The organism is Rhodococcus sp. ARP2, from assembly GCF_001029585.1.
Classification (GTDB): domain Bacteria; phylum Actinomycetota; class Actinomycetes; order Mycobacteriales; family Mycobacteriaceae; genus Rhodococcus_F; species Rhodococcus_F erythropolis.
The window spans coordinates 1-19,534 of the sequence record NZ_LEKE01000065.1 but is presented as its reverse complement, the minus strand read 5'-3'; the positions used below and the strand labels follow the sequence as shown (position 1 = coordinate 19,534).

At 62.9% G+C, this 19,534-nt stretch carries 19 protein-coding genes and 2 pseudogenes; 13 read left to right on the top strand and 8 right to left on the bottom strand.

What is annotated here, in order from left to right; translation table 11 throughout:
- Window positions 1-204, top strand: a pseudogene (locus tag ABX74_RS30645) (SDR family NAD(P)-dependent oxidoreductase); the annotation flags it as partial.
- Window positions 205-254: 50 nt separating this feature from the next.
- Here ABX74_RS30645 and ABX74_RS18530 read toward each other — a convergent pair.
- Both ABX74_RS18530 and ABX74_RS18525 read right to left on the bottom strand, forming a co-directional pair.
- Window positions 255-623, bottom strand: coding sequence for a hypothetical protein (locus ABX74_RS18530; RefSeq protein WP_007735659.1), 369 nt, complete (start codon window positions 621-623; stop codon window positions 255-257).
- A gap of 25 nt (window positions 624-648) precedes the next feature.
- Window positions 649-1,995 carry an APC family permease gene (locus ABX74_RS18525; protein ID WP_176748926.1) on the bottom strand — a complete coding sequence of 449 codons (1,347 nt, stop codon included), beginning with the start codon at window positions 1,993-1,995 and terminating at the stop codon, window positions 649-651.
- 146 nt (window positions 1,996-2,141) lie between these two features.
- Here ABX74_RS18525 and ABX74_RS18520 point away from each other — a divergent pair, with 146 nt between their 5' ends.
- On the top strand, window positions 2,142-2,813 hold the full coding sequence (locus tag ABX74_RS18520) for a DNA alkylation repair protein (protein ID WP_047889418.1): 672 nt from the start codon (window positions 2,142-2,144) through the stop codon (window positions 2,811-2,813).
- Between the two features lie 136 nt (window positions 2,814-2,949).
- A complete protein-coding gene (locus ABX74_RS18515; RefSeq protein WP_223257960.1) occupies window positions 2,950-4,038 on the top strand; it encodes an ABC transporter substrate-binding protein in 1,089 nt (362 codons plus the stop codon).
- A 9-nt stretch (window positions 4,039-4,047) separates the two neighbouring features.
- On the opposite strand, the gene ABX74_RS18510 is transcribed toward ABX74_RS18515, so the two are convergent.
- Window positions 4,048-4,992, bottom strand: coding sequence for a GlxA family transcriptional regulator (locus ABX74_RS18510; RefSeq protein WP_047889416.1), 945 nt, complete (start codon window positions 4,990-4,992; stop codon window positions 4,048-4,050).
- A gap of 205 nt (window positions 4,993-5,197) precedes the next feature.
- Between ABX74_RS18510 and ABX74_RS18505 the strand changes: the two genes are divergently transcribed.
- The 6 genes from ABX74_RS18505 (at window position 5,198) to ABX74_RS18480 (ending at window position 9,487) form a co-directional block, all read left to right on the top strand.
- The gene (locus tag ABX74_RS18505; protein ID WP_021346037.1) at window positions 5,198-5,872 is read left to right on the top strand and encodes a DJ-1/PfpI family protein; all 675 of its coding nucleotides are present in this window, start codon (window positions 5,198-5,200) and stop codon (window positions 5,870-5,872) included.
- Window positions 5,873-5,906: 34 nt separating this feature from the next.
- Window positions 5,907-6,377 carry a DUF2269 family protein gene (locus tag ABX74_RS18500; protein WP_021333272.1) on the top strand — a complete coding sequence of 157 codons (471 nt, stop codon included), beginning with the start codon at window positions 5,907-5,909 and terminating at the stop codon, window positions 6,375-6,377.
- An 82-nt stretch (window positions 6,378-6,459) separates the two neighbouring features.
- Window positions 6,460-7,125 carry a HEAT repeat domain-containing protein gene (locus tag ABX74_RS18495; RefSeq protein WP_029537230.1) on the top strand — a complete coding sequence of 222 codons (666 nt, stop codon included), beginning with the start codon at window positions 6,460-6,462 and terminating at the stop codon, window positions 7,123-7,125.
- A 13-nt stretch (window positions 7,126-7,138) separates the two neighbouring features.
- Complete coding sequence (locus ABX74_RS18490; protein ID WP_019745968.1) at window positions 7,139-8,173, top strand: HEAT repeat domain-containing protein; 1,035 nt, start codon at window positions 7,139-7,141, stop codon at window positions 8,171-8,173.
- Window positions 8,174-8,365: 192 nt separating this feature from the next.
- Window positions 8,366-8,860, top strand: a complete 495-nt coding sequence (locus tag ABX74_RS18485; RefSeq protein ID WP_047889415.1) for a hypothetical protein — start codon at window positions 8,366-8,368, stop codon at window positions 8,858-8,860.
- A 132-nt stretch (window positions 8,861-8,992) separates the two neighbouring features.
- A complete protein-coding gene (locus tag ABX74_RS18480) occupies window positions 8,993-9,487 on the top strand; it encodes a DinB family protein (RefSeq protein ID WP_047889414.1) in 495 nt (164 codons plus the stop codon).
- Between the two features lie 33 nt (window positions 9,488-9,520).
- Here ABX74_RS18480 and ABX74_RS18475 read toward each other — a convergent pair.
- The 4 genes and pseudogenes from ABX74_RS18475 to ABX74_RS18460 form a co-directional block, all read right to left on the bottom strand.
- Window positions 9,521-9,921: pseudogene (locus ABX74_RS18475) on the bottom strand (DUF6389 family protein).
- A gap of 290 nt (window positions 9,922-10,211) precedes the next feature.
- Window positions 10,212-11,240 carry a 4-hydroxy-2-oxovalerate aldolase gene (dmpG, locus tag ABX74_RS18470; protein WP_020971280.1) on the bottom strand — a complete coding sequence of 343 codons (1,029 nt, stop codon included), beginning with the start codon at window positions 11,238-11,240 and terminating at the stop codon, window positions 10,212-10,214.
- Complete coding sequence (locus ABX74_RS18465; RefSeq protein ID WP_020909649.1) at window positions 11,237-12,181, bottom strand: acetaldehyde dehydrogenase (acetylating); 945 nt, start codon at window positions 12,179-12,181, stop codon at window positions 11,237-11,239. Before ABX74_RS18465 ends, dmpG begins: the two co-directional genes overlap by 4 nt.
- Window positions 12,178-13,005 (bottom strand): 2-keto-4-pentenoate hydratase, encoded by an 828-nt coding sequence (locus ABX74_RS18460; protein ID WP_020909648.1) that lies wholly within the window; start codon window positions 13,003-13,005, stop codon window positions 12,178-12,180. Before ABX74_RS18460 ends, ABX74_RS18465 begins: the two co-directional genes overlap by 4 nt.
- Window positions 13,006-13,074: 69 nt before the next feature.
- Here ABX74_RS18460 and ABX74_RS18455 point away from each other — a divergent pair, with 69 nt between their 5' ends.
- Window positions 13,075-13,836 carry an IclR family transcriptional regulator gene (locus ABX74_RS18455; protein WP_020909647.1) on the top strand — a complete coding sequence of 254 codons (762 nt, stop codon included), beginning with the start codon at window positions 13,075-13,077 and terminating at the stop codon, window positions 13,834-13,836.
- On the opposite strand, the gene helR is transcribed toward ABX74_RS18455, so the two are convergent.
- Window positions 13,798-16,020 (bottom strand): RNA polymerase recycling motor ATPase HelR, encoded by a 2,223-nt coding sequence (gene helR, locus ABX74_RS18450; RefSeq protein WP_082148529.1) that lies wholly within the window; start codon window positions 16,018-16,020, stop codon window positions 13,798-13,800. The genes ABX74_RS18455 and helR overlap by 39 nt on opposite strands.
- 271 nt (window positions 16,021-16,291) lie before the next feature.
- Here helR and ABX74_RS18445 point away from each other — a divergent pair, with 271 nt between their 5' ends.
- The 3 genes from ABX74_RS18445 to ABX74_RS18435 all read left to right on the top strand — a co-directional run bounded on the left by ABX74_RS18445 (window position 16,292) and on the right by ABX74_RS18435 (window position 19,488).
- The gene (locus tag ABX74_RS18445; RefSeq protein WP_223257959.1) at window positions 16,292-16,756 is read left to right on the top strand and encodes a hypothetical protein; all 465 of its coding nucleotides are present in this window, start codon (window positions 16,292-16,294) and stop codon (window positions 16,754-16,756) included.
- A 177-nt stretch (window positions 16,757-16,933) separates the two neighbouring features.
- Entirely contained in the window at window positions 16,934-17,170 is a 237-nt protein-coding gene (locus ABX74_RS18440) for a CsbD family protein (RefSeq protein ID WP_003943084.1), read from the top strand.
- 143 nt (window positions 17,171-17,313) lie between these two features.
- Entirely contained in the window at window positions 17,314-19,488 is a 2,175-nt protein-coding gene (locus tag ABX74_RS18435; protein ID WP_031331440.1) for a catalase, read from the top strand.
- Window positions 19,489-19,534 lie beyond the last annotated feature (46 nt).

The window sequence follows — 19,534 nt, the reverse complement described above, 5'->3', positions numbered from 1 at the left end:
CTCGCAGTGACTGTCCTTCATCTCGGATATCTCAATACAGAAGACGGACTCGACGTGCCCCGAGACGTCGCTGCCGCCAGGGGAGAGGGATCTCTGGTCCCGGTACATGACGTTGTGGATACGGTGCGCTCGATCTCGAGTTTGTCGTCTTCGACGTCAGTGCGGGAAGTAGTCCTCAGTGCGATCGACGATCCGCGATTCTGATTTGCGGCTGTCGACTCAATCTGGTTGCTGAACAGACGTATTCAGAGAATCTAAACCCCGATCAAGAAGTAAGCTCCGGTCAGATACGTCAGGGTGAGGCCCGCCAAGGCCCACGCCATGTACGGCCGGATGTAGAGGCGCCGCAGGCGGTGCAATCGCAGGGAGGCTCGCAAGAACGCGCCCACGGTCCCGAGCAGCAACATCAGGCTCGGGACGAAGACCGCCAGTCGGCGATCCTTCTGTGAGCACAGCAAGGTGTCGGTACCGAAGCATTCGCCCCGCCGGGAGCCCAACCACACGATCGCGATAACCAAAACCGCGGTAGCCAGAACGACTGACACGCCGTACGTCAGGGTTCGCCTGTTGATCTTTCGCTCTCGACGCTGAATTACATCTGACGCGTCAGAACTGTCGGTCATCACACCGGCTCCTGTACATCGCACCTCACTTCGTGGATCGGCGGTGGGAGAGGGCGTACAGCACTACTCCGACGGCCAAGAGTAATGATGCGCGTAACCACGTCGCAGCGCTCTGCTGGGTGAGCAACGCAACGCACGTACCGAGAGCGAGGATCGGGAAGATGATCGGCGTTCGGAAGTGTTTGTGTTGCACTGCGTCACGGCGCAGAACCAGGACGGCGATGTTGGTGCTGATGAATACGAAAAGCAGCAGGAGTACCACCGTCTCCGCCAGGGCTGACAGCGATCCGGTGACGCAGAGAGCCATGGCAACTGCTGTGGTCGCGATAATCGCCACCCAGGGGGTCCGTCGCTGCGGCAGTACCCGAGCGAAGACGCTCGGGAGCAAGCCTTCCGATGCCATCCCGTATGTCAGCCTGCTCGCCATGATCATTGTCAGCAGTGCGCCGTTGGCGACGGCGACCAACGCGATCAGGCTGAACAGGCGAGGCGGAACGCCGACGTCGGCAGCTGACACAACTTCCAGCAGTGGCCCGGAGGATGCGGCAAGTTCGTCGGCGGGCAGGACCACCGAGACAGCCAGGCCGACAAGGACATAGGCGGCGCCGGCTGTCAGTAATGCTCCGAACAGTGCGCGTGGGTAGACCTTGCTCACGTTCTTCACTTCTTCGGCGACGTTCGCGGACGTTTCGAAGCCGACAAAAGAGTAGTACGCGAGGAGTGCCGCAGCCAGCACCGCGAGTGCAGGCGATCGGCTGTCGTCGAACTCCACGACGCGGCTCAGGGTTCCGTCGCCGCGCCCGAGAACTATGCAAGCGAGGACGACAACGAGGACGAGCCCGGTGACCTCCACGACTGTCATGACGACGTTGGCGCGCATCGACTCCTTGATGCCTCTGGCATTGAGAAGTCCCACCACGAGCAGGAAGACGAGCGCCGCTGGAACGGTAGGGACGTCGATGAAGGCTTTGAGATAGTCGCCCGAGAAGGCGAGGGCGAGTCCCGCCGCACTGGTTACGCCGGCCGCCAGCATCGAGAAGCCGACAAGGAACGAGATCAGTGGTTTCCGATACGCCCGTTGGGCGAATACTGCTGCACCGCCCGCCCGCGGATATTTGGTGACCAGTTCGGCATACGACGTTGCTGTCAGCAATGCCATGACGAGCGCTACGAGCAGTGGTACCCAGACGGCTCCACCAACTTCACCGGCGATGACGCCCACCAATGCGTAGATGCCGGCACCCAGAACGTCTCCGAGGATGAACACGAAAAGGAGTGGGCCGGTTATGGCCCGAGTGAGAACGCTCTTACCGCCGTCTTCATCTCCGCGTGCGGTTTCGTCCACGTTCTCAGCACCCGCGGCGCGTCGCATATGCAAGGTTCGTCCTGTCTTCATGGTGACGTGCCGCCACCTCAGGAGCAGACATGTACCCAGTGGTCGAAGTTTCAAACGTGGGTCGCTCGCCTTCTCGTGCTTTGCTTGTAGGTGAATCGCAGAAGTAGTGACTGGAGGACGACGTGGCTGAAACGACGGTTGCCGCGGTGATGGACGAGCTGGCTGCGCTCGAGGATCCGAAGGCGCGCGCGGTGAACGAGAAACACGGTGACGATCACGGTGTGAACCTCACAAAACTGCGCGCTGTTGCGAAGCGATTGAAGACTCAGCAGGAACTCGCACAACAGCTTTGGGCGACGGGCGATACCGCGGCGCGATTGTTGGCCCTTTTGATCTGCCGCCCGAAGGCGTTCGAGCGTGACGAGTTGGATGTCATGTTGCGAGAGGCCCGCACTCCCAAGGTGCAGGACTGGCTCGTCAATTACGTGGTGAAGAAGAACCCGCATGCCGAGGAGTTGCGGGTGGCCTGGACCGCTGACCCTGATCCTGTGGTCGCTAGCGCCGGGTGGGCTCTGACTACCGAGCGCGTAGCGAAGAAGCCTGAGGGACTTGATCTTTCAGGATCGCTCGACGTCATCGAGGCGGAGATGAAGGATGCTCCTGATCGCCTGCAATGGGCGATGAACCACTGCCTGGCTCAGATCGGGATCGAACATGCCGAGTTCCGGGCCCGCGCAATCGACATCGGTGAGCGTCTGCGAGTGCTCGAGGATTACCCGACTCCGCCGAACTGTACCTCGCCGTTTGCGCCGATCTGGATCTCGGAGATGGTGCGGCGTCAGTCTGTAAAGTAGCTCGATCGCTTGTCGCGGGGCCGGCGTGCGGTTCTTGACCCTATTGGAACTGAGGCAAGGGTAACCTTTGTGCTACGTTGGGCGTCGTCACCCGCTGGAGGTGTCTGAGCAGGTCAATCGGTCGAGAGGTGCTTCAGTGACAAGGATTCCGGGTCGAGCGTCATCGGAGCGGCGCAGCCGTGTCCGCGGGATGGTAGCTGTCCTGGCGGCATGCGGCCTCGTAACTGGAATGGCGGCCTGCAGCAGCAACGACGACGGTGGTGGCACCGAGACTTCGTCCGCGCCGAATGCCGCGTTTCCGGTGACGATCACGTCGGCTCTCGGCACGGCCGAGATCAAGGACGAGCCCAAGCGGGTTGCTACCTGGGGTTGGTCCAACCAGGATGCCCTTCTGGCGCTCGGGGTCGTCCCGGTCGCGATGCCCACGTTTTCCGGACCTCAGTACGGGGCCGACGCGCAGGGCATTCTGAAGTGGGACGCCGAGGCACTCGACAAGCTCGGTGGCGAGCAGCCCACCTTGTTGTCGGGTGACGGAACGGGCGAAGCACCTGTCGAGCAGTTCGCCAAGGCTGAACCAGATCTCATCTTCGCCCCGTACTCCGGGCTCACTCAGCAGGAATTCGACGCACTGTCGAAGATCGCGCCGGTGGTTTCCTTCCCGGACGAGCCGTGGACCGCGTCGTGGCAGGACCAGGTGACCATCGCCGGTCAGGCGCTGGGTAAACAGGCCGAGGCCGGCACGCTCATCGACAAGACCAACGCCGCGATCAGCGCGACGGCTGCGAAGAACCCTGCGTTGCAAGGTAAGACCGTCACCATCGCACTCCCGAACAGCCCGAGCACGTTCGCGGTGAGTAAGAACGCCGACGTGCGTGTCGAGTTCCTCGAGCAGCTGGGTCTGAAGAACGAGCCGACGATCCAGCAGGCCGATCCCGCCAAGGATCCGGAGGCCGTGTACTTCGAGCTGAGCACCGAGCAGGCGCCGCTGATTGCGTCTGACGTGCTGTTCGTGGTGGCCTACGACAAGGACTCTCTGAACGCGTTCCTCGCCGAGCCACTGGTGGCAGCTCAGCCGGTGATCGTCGATGGGCGTACGGCATCCACCAAGGACTTCAGCGTCGACAAGAACTTCGCGTTCGGCGGACTGACGGTCCTGACCATCCCGTACATCCTCGACGACGTCGCCACAGTTCTGAACACCGCTGCCGGCAACGTCAAGGGCTGACCCGGCCCGCTAGCGGGAAGTTCGAAACTGCGTCCGGTATCGCTGTGGACTGGTACCGACCAGGTCTCGGAAGCGTTCGCGGAATGTCGTGACGGCATTAAATCCGACTTGTCCCGCAACACGTTCGATCGAGTGGTCGGTAGTCTCGAGCAGAAATTGCGCTTGGCGGAGCCGCGCGTGATGGAGCCACTGCAACGGCGTCGTACCGATTTGTTCCTGGAATCGGCGGTTGAGCGTGCGAGTGCTCATCGTTGCCTTGGCCGCGATTGTCGTGATGTCGAGTTGCTCCCCGAGGTTCTCTTCCATCCAGTTCAGTAGTGGTCGAAGGGTTGTCCCGCTGGGTACGGGAGGCTCGTGAACGATGAATTGTGCTTGCCCTCCGGCACGTTCGAGCGGCATCACGCTCAGACGTGCCGTGTCGGCGGCGACGGCAGACCCGTAGTCCTGACGCACCATGTACAGACACAGGTCGAGTGCGGCCGCGGCGCCGGCGGAAGTCAGGACGTGCCCGTTGTCTACGTAGAGAACGGCAGCGTCGACGTCGATAGCCGGGTGCCGGCGGGCCAACTCCGACGCAGCCGCCCAGTGCGTCGTCGCGCGAAGTCCGTCGAGCAGGCCTGTGTCGGCGAGGGTGAATGCGCCGACGCACAGTGAGGCGATGCGCGTGCCGCGATCCGCGGCAGTTCTGAGGGCTTCGATGATCTCGGGGTCGATCGGCACATCGAGATCGGCGGTGCCCGGGATGATGATCGTGCTGGCCTGGGCGAGGCGTGAGAGTCCGTGCGGTACTCGCATCGTGAACGTTCCGGTCTCCACCTCCTCGGTGAGCGCGCACACGGAGGTCCGGTACGCCGGTGCACCCGAGGGGAGCCTGCATCGTCCGAAGACTTCGAGGGGTGCCGCCAGGTCCATCGGCACCACCCCGGGCAACGCGAGAACTGCAACGTCATGCATGTCTGAAACGTAGCGTATGTGGCGCGAGATTCGGTGATCTCGTGTCTTGAAATATCCTCTCAACTGGTATTTCACAGAATGTGTGAGGTTGGCTGAAAGCCGTCGAAGGTTGGCTTTCAGCCGTCGCCATAGAGGTCAACTTCCTCCTACTGTCGTGGGAACAGCGACGTGCACAGGAGCGCGTCGCACAAAATCGGAGGTTGCAGTGCACGCGCAGATCGTGTTGTTCGACGGATTCGATCCCATGGATGTCGTGGGTCCGTACGAGGTGCTTTACGCCGGGGGTCTCGCCAGCGGTGGGGCGTTGAGCGTCGAACTCGTCAGCGCGGAGGGGCCTCGGACCGTCGTGAGCGGAAGTGGTGAACTCGCGATGACCGCCACTGCAACCCTCGATGTCGAACACGCGGATCTGATCATCGTTCCCGGAGCATCGGGTCTCTTCGAACCCAATGCGGACCAGCCGGGTTCCAGCTTGCCGGAAAGACTCGCGGCCACAACGGAAACCGAACTGCCTGTCATGATGCGCCGCGCACTCGACGATCCTGGTGTGCTCGTTGCGACCGTCTGTGGAGGATCATTGGCGCTGGCGATGGCGGGGCTTCTCGAAGGGCGTCGCGCCGTGACGCACCATCTTGCCGTGGACGCACTGGCGGCCGGCGGTGTAATTCCGATCCAGGCGCGAATCGTCGACGACGGTGACCTGATCACCGCCGGCGGTGTGACATCCGGTCTCGACCTTGGCCTGTACCTGTTGGAACGATGCCTCGGGCCCCGGATAAGTCTCGAGGTCGAAGCGCTCTTCGACTACGAGCGTCGTGGAACTGTGTGGTCGGCCAAGGGCGCCGAGCCTGTAATCACCTTCGCCCCGGACGCTGCGTGAATACGCTTGTGCGTACCGAAACGCGAGAAATCTCATGACCGGAATCCTGCTGTCCCTCCATGTGATTGCGGCCATTCTTGCCATTGGCCCCGTCGCTGTGGCGGCGAGTATGTTCCCGGTGGCGAGCCGCGCCGCGCTCGCCGATCCGGACAGCGCCAGTGTTGCGACGACGGGCATGCTGCATCGCATCGTTCGGGTGTATGCCACGATCGGCGTTGTCGTTCCGATGCTCGGTGTCGCCACCGCCGTCAATCTCGGAGTGCTCGGTGACCTGTGGATCCTCACCTCGATCGCACTCACCGTCGTTGCCGCCGTGATACTCACCGCGGTGGTGCTTCCCGCCCAAAGGCTGACAATGACGGCGATCGAAGGAACCGGGTCCGTTGTGGACGTCGCAACGCGGCTCACCCGTCGGCTGGGCACCGCGACGGGAATCTTCAATCTGCTCTGGGTCGTTGTCGTCGTGCTGATGATCTTTCGGCCAGGATCGACAACCGGCGTGTGATCCGAGGCGACATTTCACGTGTCGGAGGCAGTGACGCTTGACCTTGACACAGTGACAAGGGTTCCACTGGTCGGTGAAGGAGGTGGTTGTCGTGAACACAACCAACCACGGTGGGCAGAATGCCCACCTCGTCGACGCCTTGGCCGCAGCCGATCCCTCGGTTCGACTGCGCGCCGCGCTTGCGGTCGGCACACGCCCGGATCCTCAGTTGACGGATGCCCTGATCGATCGGTGCGCCGTCGAGCCGGACTTCTTCGTCCGCGACATGCTGACCTGGGCGTTGTGCCGCTTGCCGGCCGAAATCACGGTGCCGAGGCTGATCCGTGAGCTCGGGTCTGATGGCTCGCAAGCCCGCAGTCAGGCGCTCCACACTTTGTCCAAGATCGGCGATCCGATCGCGTGGCCCGAGGTCTCCGCGCTGGTCCACGACCAGGACGACGAGGTTGCGCGCAGTGCGTGGCGCGCGGCTGTGGCTCTCGTGCCGGCGGGAGACGAGGGCGCACTCGCGGCCGATCTGGCCACAGAACTCGGTCGGGGTGAATTGCAGATGCAGCTCAGTCTGAGCCGCGCCCTGACCGGGCTCGGCGAGGCTGTGCTCCCGGTGCTCGACGCGGCCGGTACGAGCCCGAATCCGCGTGTCCGAGCGCATGCTGATGCTACAAAGCAACTCTGGCACGATCCCGACGGTGGATTCGCTCTCTCACACGAGTTGGCGAAGCGCGTCGCCGCAATCGGACCGGACGCGTAGGAAGGGGAGACGGATGTTGATCGGCGAGGTCTCGCGGCGTTGTGGTGTCAGCACACGGATGCTGCGTCACTACGACACTTTGGGGCTGGTGAAGCCGACGGGCCGCACGTCCGGTGGCTACCGCGAGTACTCCGCTGACGACATCCGTCGCCTCTTCCACGTCGAGAGCCTGAGGACATTGGGGCTCTCGTTGAACGAGGCCAAGCGTGCACTCGACGAACCAGACTTCGCACCGGCCGATTTGGTGGGTGAACTCATGCAACACACTCGGCAACGGATCGCGGCGGAGGAGGAATTGCTGACCAAACTCGAAAGGGTCGACGCCACCGCCCCTTCGGAGTGGGACGACGTCCTGCGCATGGTCTCGCTGTTGCGTGCACTCGAATCCGAGTTCGCCGCCCACCGTCAGCAAGCGATTCTGTCGCAGGACGCAAATGCGGCATTGCCGGTCGACGCACTCGTCGAGGCCATCCTGTCGGAGAGGGATGCCAACGTGACGGGAGCATTGCAGTGGGCGTTGGCGAGGACCGAAGGTGCGGGCCTTGCAGGTCTGACGAAGGGGCTCGAATCGGAGGACGTCGAGGTTCGACGCCGCGCGACGTCGGCCATATCCGGGATCAACACCGAGGAAGCAACTCGGTCTCTGAAGCGAGCTCTCGATGATTCGGACGCGATAGTCCGCGCCGACGCCGCTCTCGCCCTCGGATCTCGCGGAGAGGCTGTCTCGATGCCAGCTCTCCTCGAGATGGTCGCCGACGGGCGCCGCGACGTCGAGGCAGGCGAGGTGCTCGGTCTTCTCGCGGAGCACTCACCTACAAGCGGTGAGGTCGTCGATGCCGTGCAGGCAAGACTGGACGGCACTGACGACGCCCCGACGAGGTTGCGAATTACGCAGGCACTCGCCGAGATTCCCGGCGCTGCAGCACGCGAAGCGCTCGCCCGGATCACCCACGACGACGACAAGACGGTCGCGTCCACGGCAGCAGCGATTCTAGAGATGCGCGATCGAGGACCACGTCGGCGCGAACGACCGCGCATCGGGGACTGACAACGGCGCAGCTAGTGCGGATCACCCACGCAGAAAAGGTTTCCCGCCGGATCCGCCAGCACGTCCCAGGATGATCCAAGCCGCATGGCGCTCGAGATCGAAGTCGAGATGAAGTGTATTCCCCACGCGCGCTGCAGAATCGGTCCGACCACTACGTGGCAAGCTATGGTGATCAACGGATAGGGTTCTTACGTGGTGGATCAACGGCAACAGAGTTTGAGACGCAGGTACCTGAGCCTCGGCCTCGGCGAACTGGCTGCCGCGGCCGTATTTGCCGCTGTGGCGGTCGGTGTCGTGATGCCCCGGCTCGAAGGTTCGCAAGACTCCGCGGCACTGTGGTCGGCGCTGGCCCCACTGCTTGTGATCCTCGTGCAAGCAGGTGTTTATTGGCTGCTTGCGCGGGGCCGGGTCGAGTTGGAGTCGATGCCGGCCCGCCTCGCAGCGCTTTACCGCGTGTTTCGGGTTCTCGATGTTCTCTTGTTGGCGATAGCTCTTCTCGGCGTTGTCATCTGGTTACCAGATCACTCCGGCGCGGCGGTGGGCGTCGTGGCGGTGTGGGCTTTCGGCGTCGTCGAGTACGTCAATTACTTCGTGGCTCGTCTCGCCTATCCGCTGCGGCGGTGGCCTTTCGAGGTCGGCAAGTGGCGGAGACCCCAACTTGTGCGCGACCTGAACTCGGCACGCTGACACCGGCAACCAAGTTGTCTTTGCTGTAACGGCAAAATTTGATGCGGGATCGGAGTGAGTTCGGAAGGATCGGTTCTGCCCATCCAGGAATGAAGCCTCTTCATCGTTCTTCGCCGAGGAAGGAGAATCACCATGGCAACGTCGCGTCGCAGTCGCCGAGATGCCCCACCACCCCGGACAGGGAATAGCGAGGCAGCCACACTACGAGCGTTTCTCGACTACCTCCGTGATTCGATTGCCGCCAAGGTCGAAGGTGCTCCGGAACCTCAGGTGCGCAACACAATTGTTCCGTCGGGAACAACCTTGCTCGGGCTGGCCAATCATCTGACCTTTGTCGAACGATCGATGTTCCTTGCAGAAAACGTGACGGATTGGAAAGCGACGTTTCAACCGTCATCGGAAGACAGCGTGGACGGTGTCGTCAGTCGCTATCGCGAGACGGTCGAGCGCGCCAACGCAGTTCTCGACGGATGCACAGATCTTGCCGCGCCCATCCCGCGACCGGGGGCGAAACGACCCGCTCCCAGTGTCCGCTGGGCGCTCGTGCACATGATCGAAGAGACCGGACGCCATGCCGGGCACGCTGACATCCTCCGCGAATTGATCGACGGTTCGACCGGACGCTGACGCTGCAACGTGTTCGCCGATGCTTCCGCGCTTTCACCGAGGCGAATGTCCACGGCTGATCTCTGGGCCCACGAGTACAGCGTCGACAGTTCCGTCGGGAGTCGTTACTTCCCAGGGTAGTTCGGTGGCGGTCGAGGGAATGAGCCCGTCGATCCATTTGGCCACGACACCGACGATCACTTTCTCGAGTTCCACACGTGACCACTTTCGCGGTCGATGCGGAACCGGCGGTTCCCAGCCCTCCTCCCCCAGATCGCGCCGAATAGCTCTCTCTCGTCACCGATCTGCTGATTCAGACTGAATGCGTCGGGACCCTCGTATCGTGCCCAGACGCCGAATGTTCCCTCGCCGTCTTGGTCGAGCGAGACGTCGATGACGATCCCTTCGGTGCGCGGGGTTGCCCCGTTGTGGATCGCAGCCAGTCGATCGCTCACTACCCCCGACGCGGTATCGAGGACAGATCTCAATTCGTCACGGTATTCGGTAGGTTCCACGAGCTCAGCATATCGAAGGTATCACCCTGCAGGTCTTGCATCGATGAAGCTGGTTTCCTGAATTCGTCTGTAGCGGATAAGTTTCTACCCTGATCGTCAGAGATGTCGTGCGACGAACTTTGCCAGCTTTTCGAGTGCCGTGTCGGTGGGCTCTCTCGGCTGAAATGGCAAGTCCCGCCCCCGTCCGGAGACGGGAGCGGGACTCGGGTATCAGCGAACTCGGCAGCGCGTCAGACAGCTTCCTTTGTTGCCTGCGCTGCAAGGGTGAGTGCGATGTCGACGATCATGTCTTCCTGGCCACCCACCAGACGGCGGCGGCCGGCTTCGAGAAGCAGTGTGCGAACGTCGATTCCGTAGCGCTCCGAAGCGGCCTCGGCGTGGCGCAGGAAGCTCGAGTACACGCCTGCATAGCCGAGCGTGAGGGTCTCGCGATCGACGCGAACCGGCCGATCCTGCAGCGGACGGACGATGTCGTCGGCAGCATCCTGCAAGGCGAACAGGTCGCAGCCGTGCTCCCACTCCTCGATGTTCGCGACGGCGATGAAGGCTTCGAGGGGGCAGTTACCGGCGCCGGCACCGTGACCGGCAAGCGAAGCATCGACGCGGGTGACGCCGTTCTGCACTGCGACAACGGAATTGGCAACCGAGAGCGACAGGTTCTCATGCGCGTGGATACCGATTTCGGTGCCGTCGTCGAGGATGTCGCGGTATGCGCGAACACGATCCGCGACGTCGTTCATCACCAGACGTCCACCCGAGTCGGTGACGTAGACGCAGTGCGCGCCGTACGACTCCATCAGCTTGGCCTGCTTCGCCAGTTCTTCGGCAGGCGCCATGTGGCTCATCATCAGGAAACCCGAGACGTCCATGCCGATCTCGCGGGCGGTTTCGATGTGCTGCGCGGAGACGTCGGCCTCGGTGCAGTGCGTGGCAACGCGAACCGAGCGAACACCGAGGTCGTAAGCGTGCTTGAGTTCACTGATCGTGCCGACACCCGGAAGCAGCAGCGTGGTGAGACGAGCGTGCTCGAGTACCTCGGCCGCTGCTTCGATCCATTCCCAGTCGGTGTTCGAGCCGGGGCCGTAGTTGAGCGAGCCGCCGGCGAGGCCGTCACCGTGTGCAACTTCGATCGCGTCGACGCCGGCAGCATCGAGAGCTGTGACGATCCGCTTGACGTCGGTGGGTGAAATGCGGTGGCGGACAGCGTGCATGCCGTCGCGAAGGGTGACGTCCTGGACGAAGATCTTGCGGTTGCTCACTTGGTTGCTTCCTTCTGCTGGGCGATGCGCTCCGCGATCTGCATTCCGGCGGACGTCATGATGTCGAGATTGCCGGCGTACGCGGGCAGGTAGTGTGCAGCACCCTCGACCTCGAGGAACACCGACACCTGATGGGTGGGGCGATTGCCGTCGACGAGCAACGTCTCGACGGGCTGGTCGGCCGGGATCTCGGTGATCTGGACTTCCTGCTTGAGGCGGTAGCCCGGAACATAGGCGGAGACGTCGCCGACCATCTTCTCGATGGACTGACGGATCTCCTCGTGAACAGCCGGGTCCGGGGCGTCGACGAGGCAGAACACCGTGTCGCGCATGATGAGCGGCGGCTCGGCGGGGTTGAGGATGATGATGGCCTTGCCGCGGCGGGCGCCGCCGACTGCCACGATCGCCTCGGATGTGGTCTCGGTGAACTCGTCGATGTTGGCGCGCGTTCCGGGACCGGCGGACTTGGAGGCGATGGACGCGACGATCTCCGCATACGCCACCGGGACGACCCGAGAAACAGCCGCAACCATCGGGATCGTGGCCTGGCCACCACACGTCACCATGTTGACGTTGGGTGCGTCCAGGTGCTCGTCGGCGTTGACGGCCGGCACGACGTACGGGCCGATGGCGGCAGGCGTCAGGTCGATCATGCGCTTGCCGAGGGGAGCCAGCCGCGCGTTGTTGGCGACGTGAGCCTTTGCCGAGGTGGCGTCGAAGACGATCTCGATCTCGTCGAAGTTCGGCAGACCGATCAAACCCTCGACACCTTCAGCCGTGATCGGCACGTTCAGACGCGCTGCGCGGGCGAGGCCGTCCGACGCCGGGTCGATGCCGACCATCGCGCCCATCTCCAGGTAGTCGGAGTTGCGCAGCACCTTGATCATCAGATCCGTGCCGATGTTGCCCGATCCGATGATCGCGACCTTGACCTTGCTCATGCGTTGTCCTCTTCGCTGGAAAAACTGGTGGTGACGGAACCGAACCCGGAGACGGTCACGGTGACTTCGTTGCCTGCGGTGACCGGTGCCATGGGGCCGAGTGCGCCGGACAGGATCACCTGGCCTGCCGTCAGCGGCTGCCCCAACTCGCGTGCCGTGCGGGCGAGCCAGACGACTGCTTCGATCGGATCGCCCAGGCAAGCGGTTCCGACGCCGGTGGACACCTCGGTGCCGTCGACGGACATCGACATGACGACGCCGGCGGGTTCCACCTCGTCGAGGGTGCGGCGTTCGGTTCCCAGGACGTACACGCCCGAGGACGCATTGTCGGCGACGGTGTCACCGAATTTGATGTCCCACGACGCGATGCGGCTGTCACAGATCTCGATCGCTGCGACGGCGTAGTCGATCGCGCCGCGCACCTGCGCGTTGTCCAGCGGTCCGTCCACGAGGTCGGCACCGAGTACGAAGGCAACTTCCGCTTCGACCTTGGGCTGGATCAAACGACTCATGGGGATGGTGCCGCCGGCGGGGAACTCCATGTCGGCGTACAGAACGCCGAGGTCGGGCTGGTCGACACCGAGCTGCTGCTGTACTGCCACCGAGGTCAGGCCGATCTTGCGGCCTACGACGACGGCACCCGCCTGCCGACGGATTTCATCGACGCGGCGCTGGACAGCGTAGGCAGCGACGAGGTCGTCGGCGCCGATCAGATCGCGCACCGGTGCGCAGGGAGTACCGCTCGCGATGGCGGCTGCGAGGCGGTCAGCAGCAGCTGAGATGTCCGTCTCGCTCGCTGTACTGGTATTCGTGGGCTGGCTCATGGCCATTACTTTCGCCGTGGCGCCGAGATTGCGCCAGGGAACTGTCTCACTCAGCGATACGCTGGGCAGGTGACTGGCGGCGCAAACCTCGACACCGTGCTCGGCAAGGCGGTGACGATCCTGCGTGCCTTCCGGGCTGACGACCACGTGTTGCCTCTCGCCACCCTGGTCCAACGGACCGGACTGCACAAGGCAACGGTGCACCGCCTGGCCAACGAACTGGTCGCGAACCGTTTACTCGACCGAATCGACGGTGGCTACCGGCTCAGCGGCGGCCTCTTCGAACTCGGCATGCTCGCCTCCCTCGAACGCAGCCTCCTGGAAATGGCGATGCCTTTCCTCCAAGACTTGTACGAGCGGACCCACGAGACAGTTCACCTGGGGGTCCGCGACGGCCACGACGTCGTATACGTCGCGAAAATCGGCGGACACCGGCAAGCCAACTCGCCGTCCCGGACCGGTGGCCGGATACCGCTGTATTGCACCGCAATCGGCAAGGCGCTCCTGGCTTTCTCCGACAACGAATTTCGTCGCGAAGTGTTGTCGGAACCGATGACGCGCCGAACCCCGCACACGATCGTTGCGCCCGGCATTCTCAATACCCAACTGAACCGAGTGGTCGAGACCGGTATTGCGTTCGAGCGCGAGGAATCAGCGCCGGGTCTCGCGTGCGTTGCGGCGCCGGTATTCGGGACCAACGACAAACCCGTCGCCGCCATCAGTGTCACCGGTCCCACCAGCCGCTTCGTTCCCGAGAGCCAAGTGCCTTACGTTCGCGCCGCTGCCGAAGGCCTACACAGCACCATCGCTCGCCGCGAACGACTGCGGTGATCCGGCCGTCCCGGCCTGGACGAGCCCGGTCAATGCCTGCGGCAAAGGCCCCTCGTGTAAGACGCCGAGACGTTGGGTTGCGCGGGTGAGGGCGACATAGAGTTCCGACGCGCCGCGTTGGCCGTCGGCGATGATTCGCTCCGGTTCCACGACGAGCACGGCATCGAACTCCAGACCCTTCGTTTCCGAAACAGGCACAGCGCCCGGCACGTCCGCAGGTCCGATGACGATGCTCGTACCTTCGCGCCCGGCCTCGTCCTGATTGAATTCGTCGATGGCGGAGGCTAGTTCGTCGGCGGAGATTCGTCTGGACCACGGCGCGATCCCGCAGGCGCGGACGGACTCGGGTGGCTGCACGTCCGGCGCGAACTCGGCGAGCAGGGCGGCGGCGACGCTCATGATCTCGGCAGGGGTGCGGTAGTTCACCGACAGGGATCGGTAGATCCAGCGGCCGGGGACGTACGGCTCCATCATCGTCGCCCACGAGCGGGCACCTGCGGGTGAACGTCGTTGCGCGAGATCGCCTACCACCGTGAAAGACCGGTCTGGGCAACGGCGCATCAGGACTCGCCAGTCCATCTCGGACAGCTCTTGGGCCTCGTCGACCACTATATGCCGGTACGTCCAGTCTCGGTCAGCAGCAGCGCGTTCGGCGAGTTCCCGGGTATCGCGTTCGACGAAACGATCCGCCAGGTCCTCGGCGTACAGCATGTCCTGGGCGAGAAGGTGATCCTCGTCGTCCATCAGATCCTCGCGGCTGATCATCATGTCCAGCACGCCCGCTGCATACGCGGCCTCGTCGCGGCGTTCACGTTCGGCACTCTGGTCGACGGGCTTGTCCCGGCCGAGCATGTCCACCAACTCGTCGAGTAACGGAACGTCCGAGACGGTCCAGGCGTCACCGTCCTGGCGAAGCAGCTTCTCGTCCGCGCCTGCCGCGCGTAGTCGCGCTGGAGAAGTAAACAGCTGTGTCAGTAGCTCTTTCGGAGTCAGGATCGGCCAGAGCGTGTCGAGCGCCGCGGTAAATGCGCTGTTCTCCACCAGCTCTGCGGTCAGATCCGTCCGCACTTGCTCCCAGGCTTCACGGTCACTGCGTGTCAACCACCCCTTGCCGATCCGCGCTATCGCCCGTTCGGTCAGCGCCCAGGTGAGGATTTCGGTGAACACAGTGCGTGCGTCGTTGTGGGGGAGTCCGCTCGAACGGGCTTCTTCTCGGGCCCACTCCGCGGTTTCGGCGTCGATCCGCACCGTGACGTCCGCCAATTCGATCAACAGTGGGTTCTCGGGCAATCGCTGATGATCGGCAATCGCTGCGCCGAGAACGTCCAGGATCTTCAACGAACCTTTGAGCCCAGCGGCCTCCGGAGTGTCCTCGGCGGTGACGCGTAGACCGGGAACGAGATCACCGGTGGTCATGAACACCACGTCGGACTCGCCCAGCGAGGGCAGTACGCGGCCGATGTGGTTCAGGAACGCCGGGTTCGGCCCGACCACGAGAACGCCGTGACGTTCCATCCGCTCTCGCTGGGTGTAGAGCAGGTAGGCGACGCGGTGCAAGGCGACGACGGTTTTCCCGGTACCTGGGCCACCTTCGATCACCAGCACCCCGGGGTGTTCGAGTCGGACGATGTCGTCCTGTTCGGCCTGGATGGTTGCCACGATGTCCCGCATTCCCTCGCCGCGGGGTGCGTTGACTGCCGCGAGCAGGGCGGAATCGCTGTGCGTGTCGTGTTCTACGCCGTCGGGGCGCCCGAGTACCTCGTCGGTGAAATCGACCACGCGTCGACTCCGGGTGCGGAACTGACGGCGTCGACGCATGTTCTCCGGGTTGGCAGCGGTGGCAACGTAGAACGCGCGAGACGCCGGCGCCCGCCAATCGAGCAGCACCGGTTCGTAGTCGTTGTCCGCATCGAGAAGGCCGATCCGGCCGATGTAGGAGGGCTCGCCCGAAAGCGAGTCCAACCGGCCGAAACACAGTCCGTTGTCGGCTACGTCCAGCCTTTTCACCTCTTTGGCAAGCGCGCGCACCTCGGCGTCGCGTTCCATGAGTGCATCGCCGTTTCCGCGCAGAGCGGTGTTGTACCTGCCTTTGACTCGGGCGCGCTCCGCATCGAGGCGTGCGTAGAGCCCCTCCACATAGTTCCGCTCGGAACGCAGTTCTTCTTCGTATCCCTGGGTTGGCACGTGCCCTCACTTCCGCTGGCTGTTCCGATCCCGTAGTCGGTCGTGCGGGATCGGAAGAGCCATTCTGCGGCACTACCCGGGCCTTGCCGCAAGGCCCCCAGTGGGATATATATTGATAGTGGAAGGGAGTGTTGATCCTCCCTCACAGTTCCTGTAACAGATCCCCCAGACTGACGTACGGCTCCCAGCCTGGTCGATGTTTGGACCCTGAACGCCACGGGTACAAATCTAGTGGCCGGTGTTCCAAAATCGGTTGCCCTCATGAACTTACGTGGATCGAGGGATTGTGAAGGCGATACTGGCAACGGCCGCAAGCATCCTTCTGGTGGTTGCCTTGGCCGTCGCCATCTTGCTTTTCCTTTCCGGATCTCCGCGCGAAAGCACCTCACACGAGCTTGCCGATACGGTGCACACGATCGGCGGAAAGCCGACCACCTGCGGCGAGTTGTTCGGCGAAACGTGCAGCTTCGCTTTGCAGTCGGACTACAACCAGTGGGGACAAGACCTCGACAGTTTCGTCAATGCGGGAACTCTCGGTCCCTTCGCCCGCAGCATCGGCTTCGTGGCGGAGGCAAAGCTGAGCTTGCAAGCATGCGAGGTCAGCGCCGCAGCTGGTCGGACGATTCTCGATTTCTACACTCTCGCCGAGATCGACCATCCTGCGGCAACCACCACCGACCTCTTCCCCTTCTGGAACGAGTCCCGCCAATTCCTGTGCCCGGTAAACAGTTTCTGAGAACGGTTAATCGTTACTCGAGGAACGACCTCGTCGTTCGGCTACGACGAGTCATGGTCTGCGCCTGGTCGGTGCACGGATGTTTATGCGATTTTCGACGGGGTAGGGCCTTCTGTGTGGGAGTCCTGTCTGTGTGGGAACCCTGAGCGAGAATCCGAAACGTATTGGAGGGTCAACGTGCCAGATGACAAGAGCGGTCCCAGCGAGGGAATCAAAGGCGTAGTAGAGGACGTCAAGGGTAAGGCCAAGGAAGCCGTTGGTGCGGTTTCCGGAAACGACAGTTTGACCCGAGAGGGCCGCGCCCAGCAGGACAAGGCCGAAAGCCAGCGAGAAGTCGCGAAGAAAGAGGCGGAAGCCGAGAAGGCTCGCGCCGAAGCGGCCGCAGACGAAGCGCGACAGAAGTCCGAGCAATAGCCCTGACGCACTCGTCACCCTCGGCCTGGGATTGATCCCAGCCCGAGGGTGAGTCGTGGCTCCGCGTTCAGTTTGAAATCTCTACTTACTTATGGCGTAACAAGATTCGTGCGCCCAGCATGACGATCAAGAGGAGCTGTTCGATGCCTTCATCTCAGTCCGTCCCAGGTGCACCGGCCCCGAAAGCGCCGGACCTGAAAGAACCGGTCAAGCCTCGACAGCCGTTGCCGCCCAAGGACGACCAGCGGCAGCCGGAGGTGCGTACCGTCGCGGGTGCCGAAGAGAAGGTGAAGGGAAATGGACGTGGCCAGCGGGGGGAGTACCTCACCACCGCCACCGGTACACGGCTTTACGAGACCGACCACTCACTGACCGCAGGCGAGCGGGGCCCGACTCTTCTGCAGGATCACCATCTGCGTGAGAAGATCACACACTTCGATCACGAGCGAATTCCGGAGCGTGTCGTCCACGCCCGCGGGGCGGCCGCGCACGGCACGTTCCTGGCGAATGGCGCAGCCGAAAACATCTGTAAAGCCTCGTTGTTCGCTTCAGGTGCCAGAACCCCGGTATTCGTACGCTTCTCGACAGTTCTGGGTTCACGCGGTTCGGCGGATACCGTCCGAGACACACGCGGCTTCGCCACCAAGTTCTACACCGACGAAGGTGTCTTCGATCTGGTGGGCAACAACATCCCGGTGTTCTTCATTCAGGACGGAATCAAGTTCCCGGACATCATTCATGCCGCGAAACCCCATCCGGACCGGGAGATTCCGCAGGCGCAGAGCGCGCACGACACGTTCTGGGATTTCGTGTCGCTGCACACCGAGGCCACGGCGCACACATTGTGGAACATGTCCGATCGAGGCATCCCGCGCTCCTATCGCATGATGGAGGGCTTCGGCATTCACACGTTCAGGCTCGTGAATGCCGACGGCGAGACGAATCTGGTGAAATTCCACTGGAAGCCGGCCGCCGGAGTGCATTCACTCGTGTGGGAGGAAGCGCAGATCGCCGGCGGTGTGGATCCGGATTTCCATCGACGCGATCTTGCCGACGCCATCGAGGCCGGCGCATATCCGTCCTGGGATTTGGGCGTGCAGGTGTTCCCTGATACCGAAGACGAAATGTTCGAAGGCATAGATCTATTGGATCCCACCAAGATCGTGCCCGAAGAACTCGCGCCGGTTCAGGTCATCGGAACGATGACACTCGACGCCAATCCGACGAACTTTTTCGCCGAGACCGAGCAGGTTGCATTCCATCCGGGCCACTTGGTTCCGGGCGTCGACATCACCAACGATCGTCTCCTGCAGGCGCGTTTGTTCTCGTACCTCGACACCCAGATCACGCGACTCGGTGGCCCCAACTTCGACCAGATTCCGATCAACCGTCCTCACGCGCCTGTCAACGACATGCTTCGCGACGGCTTCCATCAGGACGGTGTGCATACCGGAGTCGCGCCGTACCATCCCAATTCGTTGGACGGTGGGTGCCCGTTCATGGCCTCGGCGGACAGCGCGGCCTATATCGAGGTGCCCGAGGAAGTTTCAGGGCGAAAGGTGAGGCAGGCGCCGGCATCGTTCGACGATCACTTCTCGCAAGCTCGACTCTTCTATCGCAGTCTCTCCCCTGTCGAACAGGAGCACGTCGCGCAGGCGTATACCTTCGAATTGGGCAAGTGCTACGAGGAGAACATCAAGACCCGGAATCTGGGCATCTTGGCGAACATCGACGCGGGCCTCGTGTCGATCGTCGCAGGGGGGCTCGGCCTTCCGGTTCCCGAACCGACGGAGCCGTTAAGCGATCCGGAGCTCAGCCCTGCACTGTCTCAGGTTGGCGCGGAATGGCCGGTAGACGGAAGGATCATCGCGCTACTGGTCGACGAGAACTCCGATCTCGACACCGTGGTCGCCATTCGAGACAAGATCTTCGACGCCGGCATGGTGCCGCTGATCCTCGGCCCGCACGGCGGAACCATCGGGGACGGTGACGACGCGGTGACGGTGCAGCGAACGTACCTCACAGCTCGTTCGATCGAATTCGATGCAATCCTGCTGAGCGGCGACGTTTCTCGGATCGGCGAGGGCAAGTTGGATCCACGGGTGGAGACTCTGCTGAACGAAATGTATCGTCACAGCAAGGCAATTGGCGGTTGGGGTGAGAGCATGAGTGCGCTGGCTGCCGCCGGTATCGACGAGTCTGCATTGGGAGTCGTCGTCGATGCTGACGCGGAAGGAGCCCTCGCCTCACTCGCTCAGCTTCTGAAGACACACCGCGTGTGGGGGCGTTTCGAGGTGCCGCCCACACCGTCGGAGTGAAGACACGAGTGAAGGGACGAAACAGTGGCTCGCAAGGACTCACAAC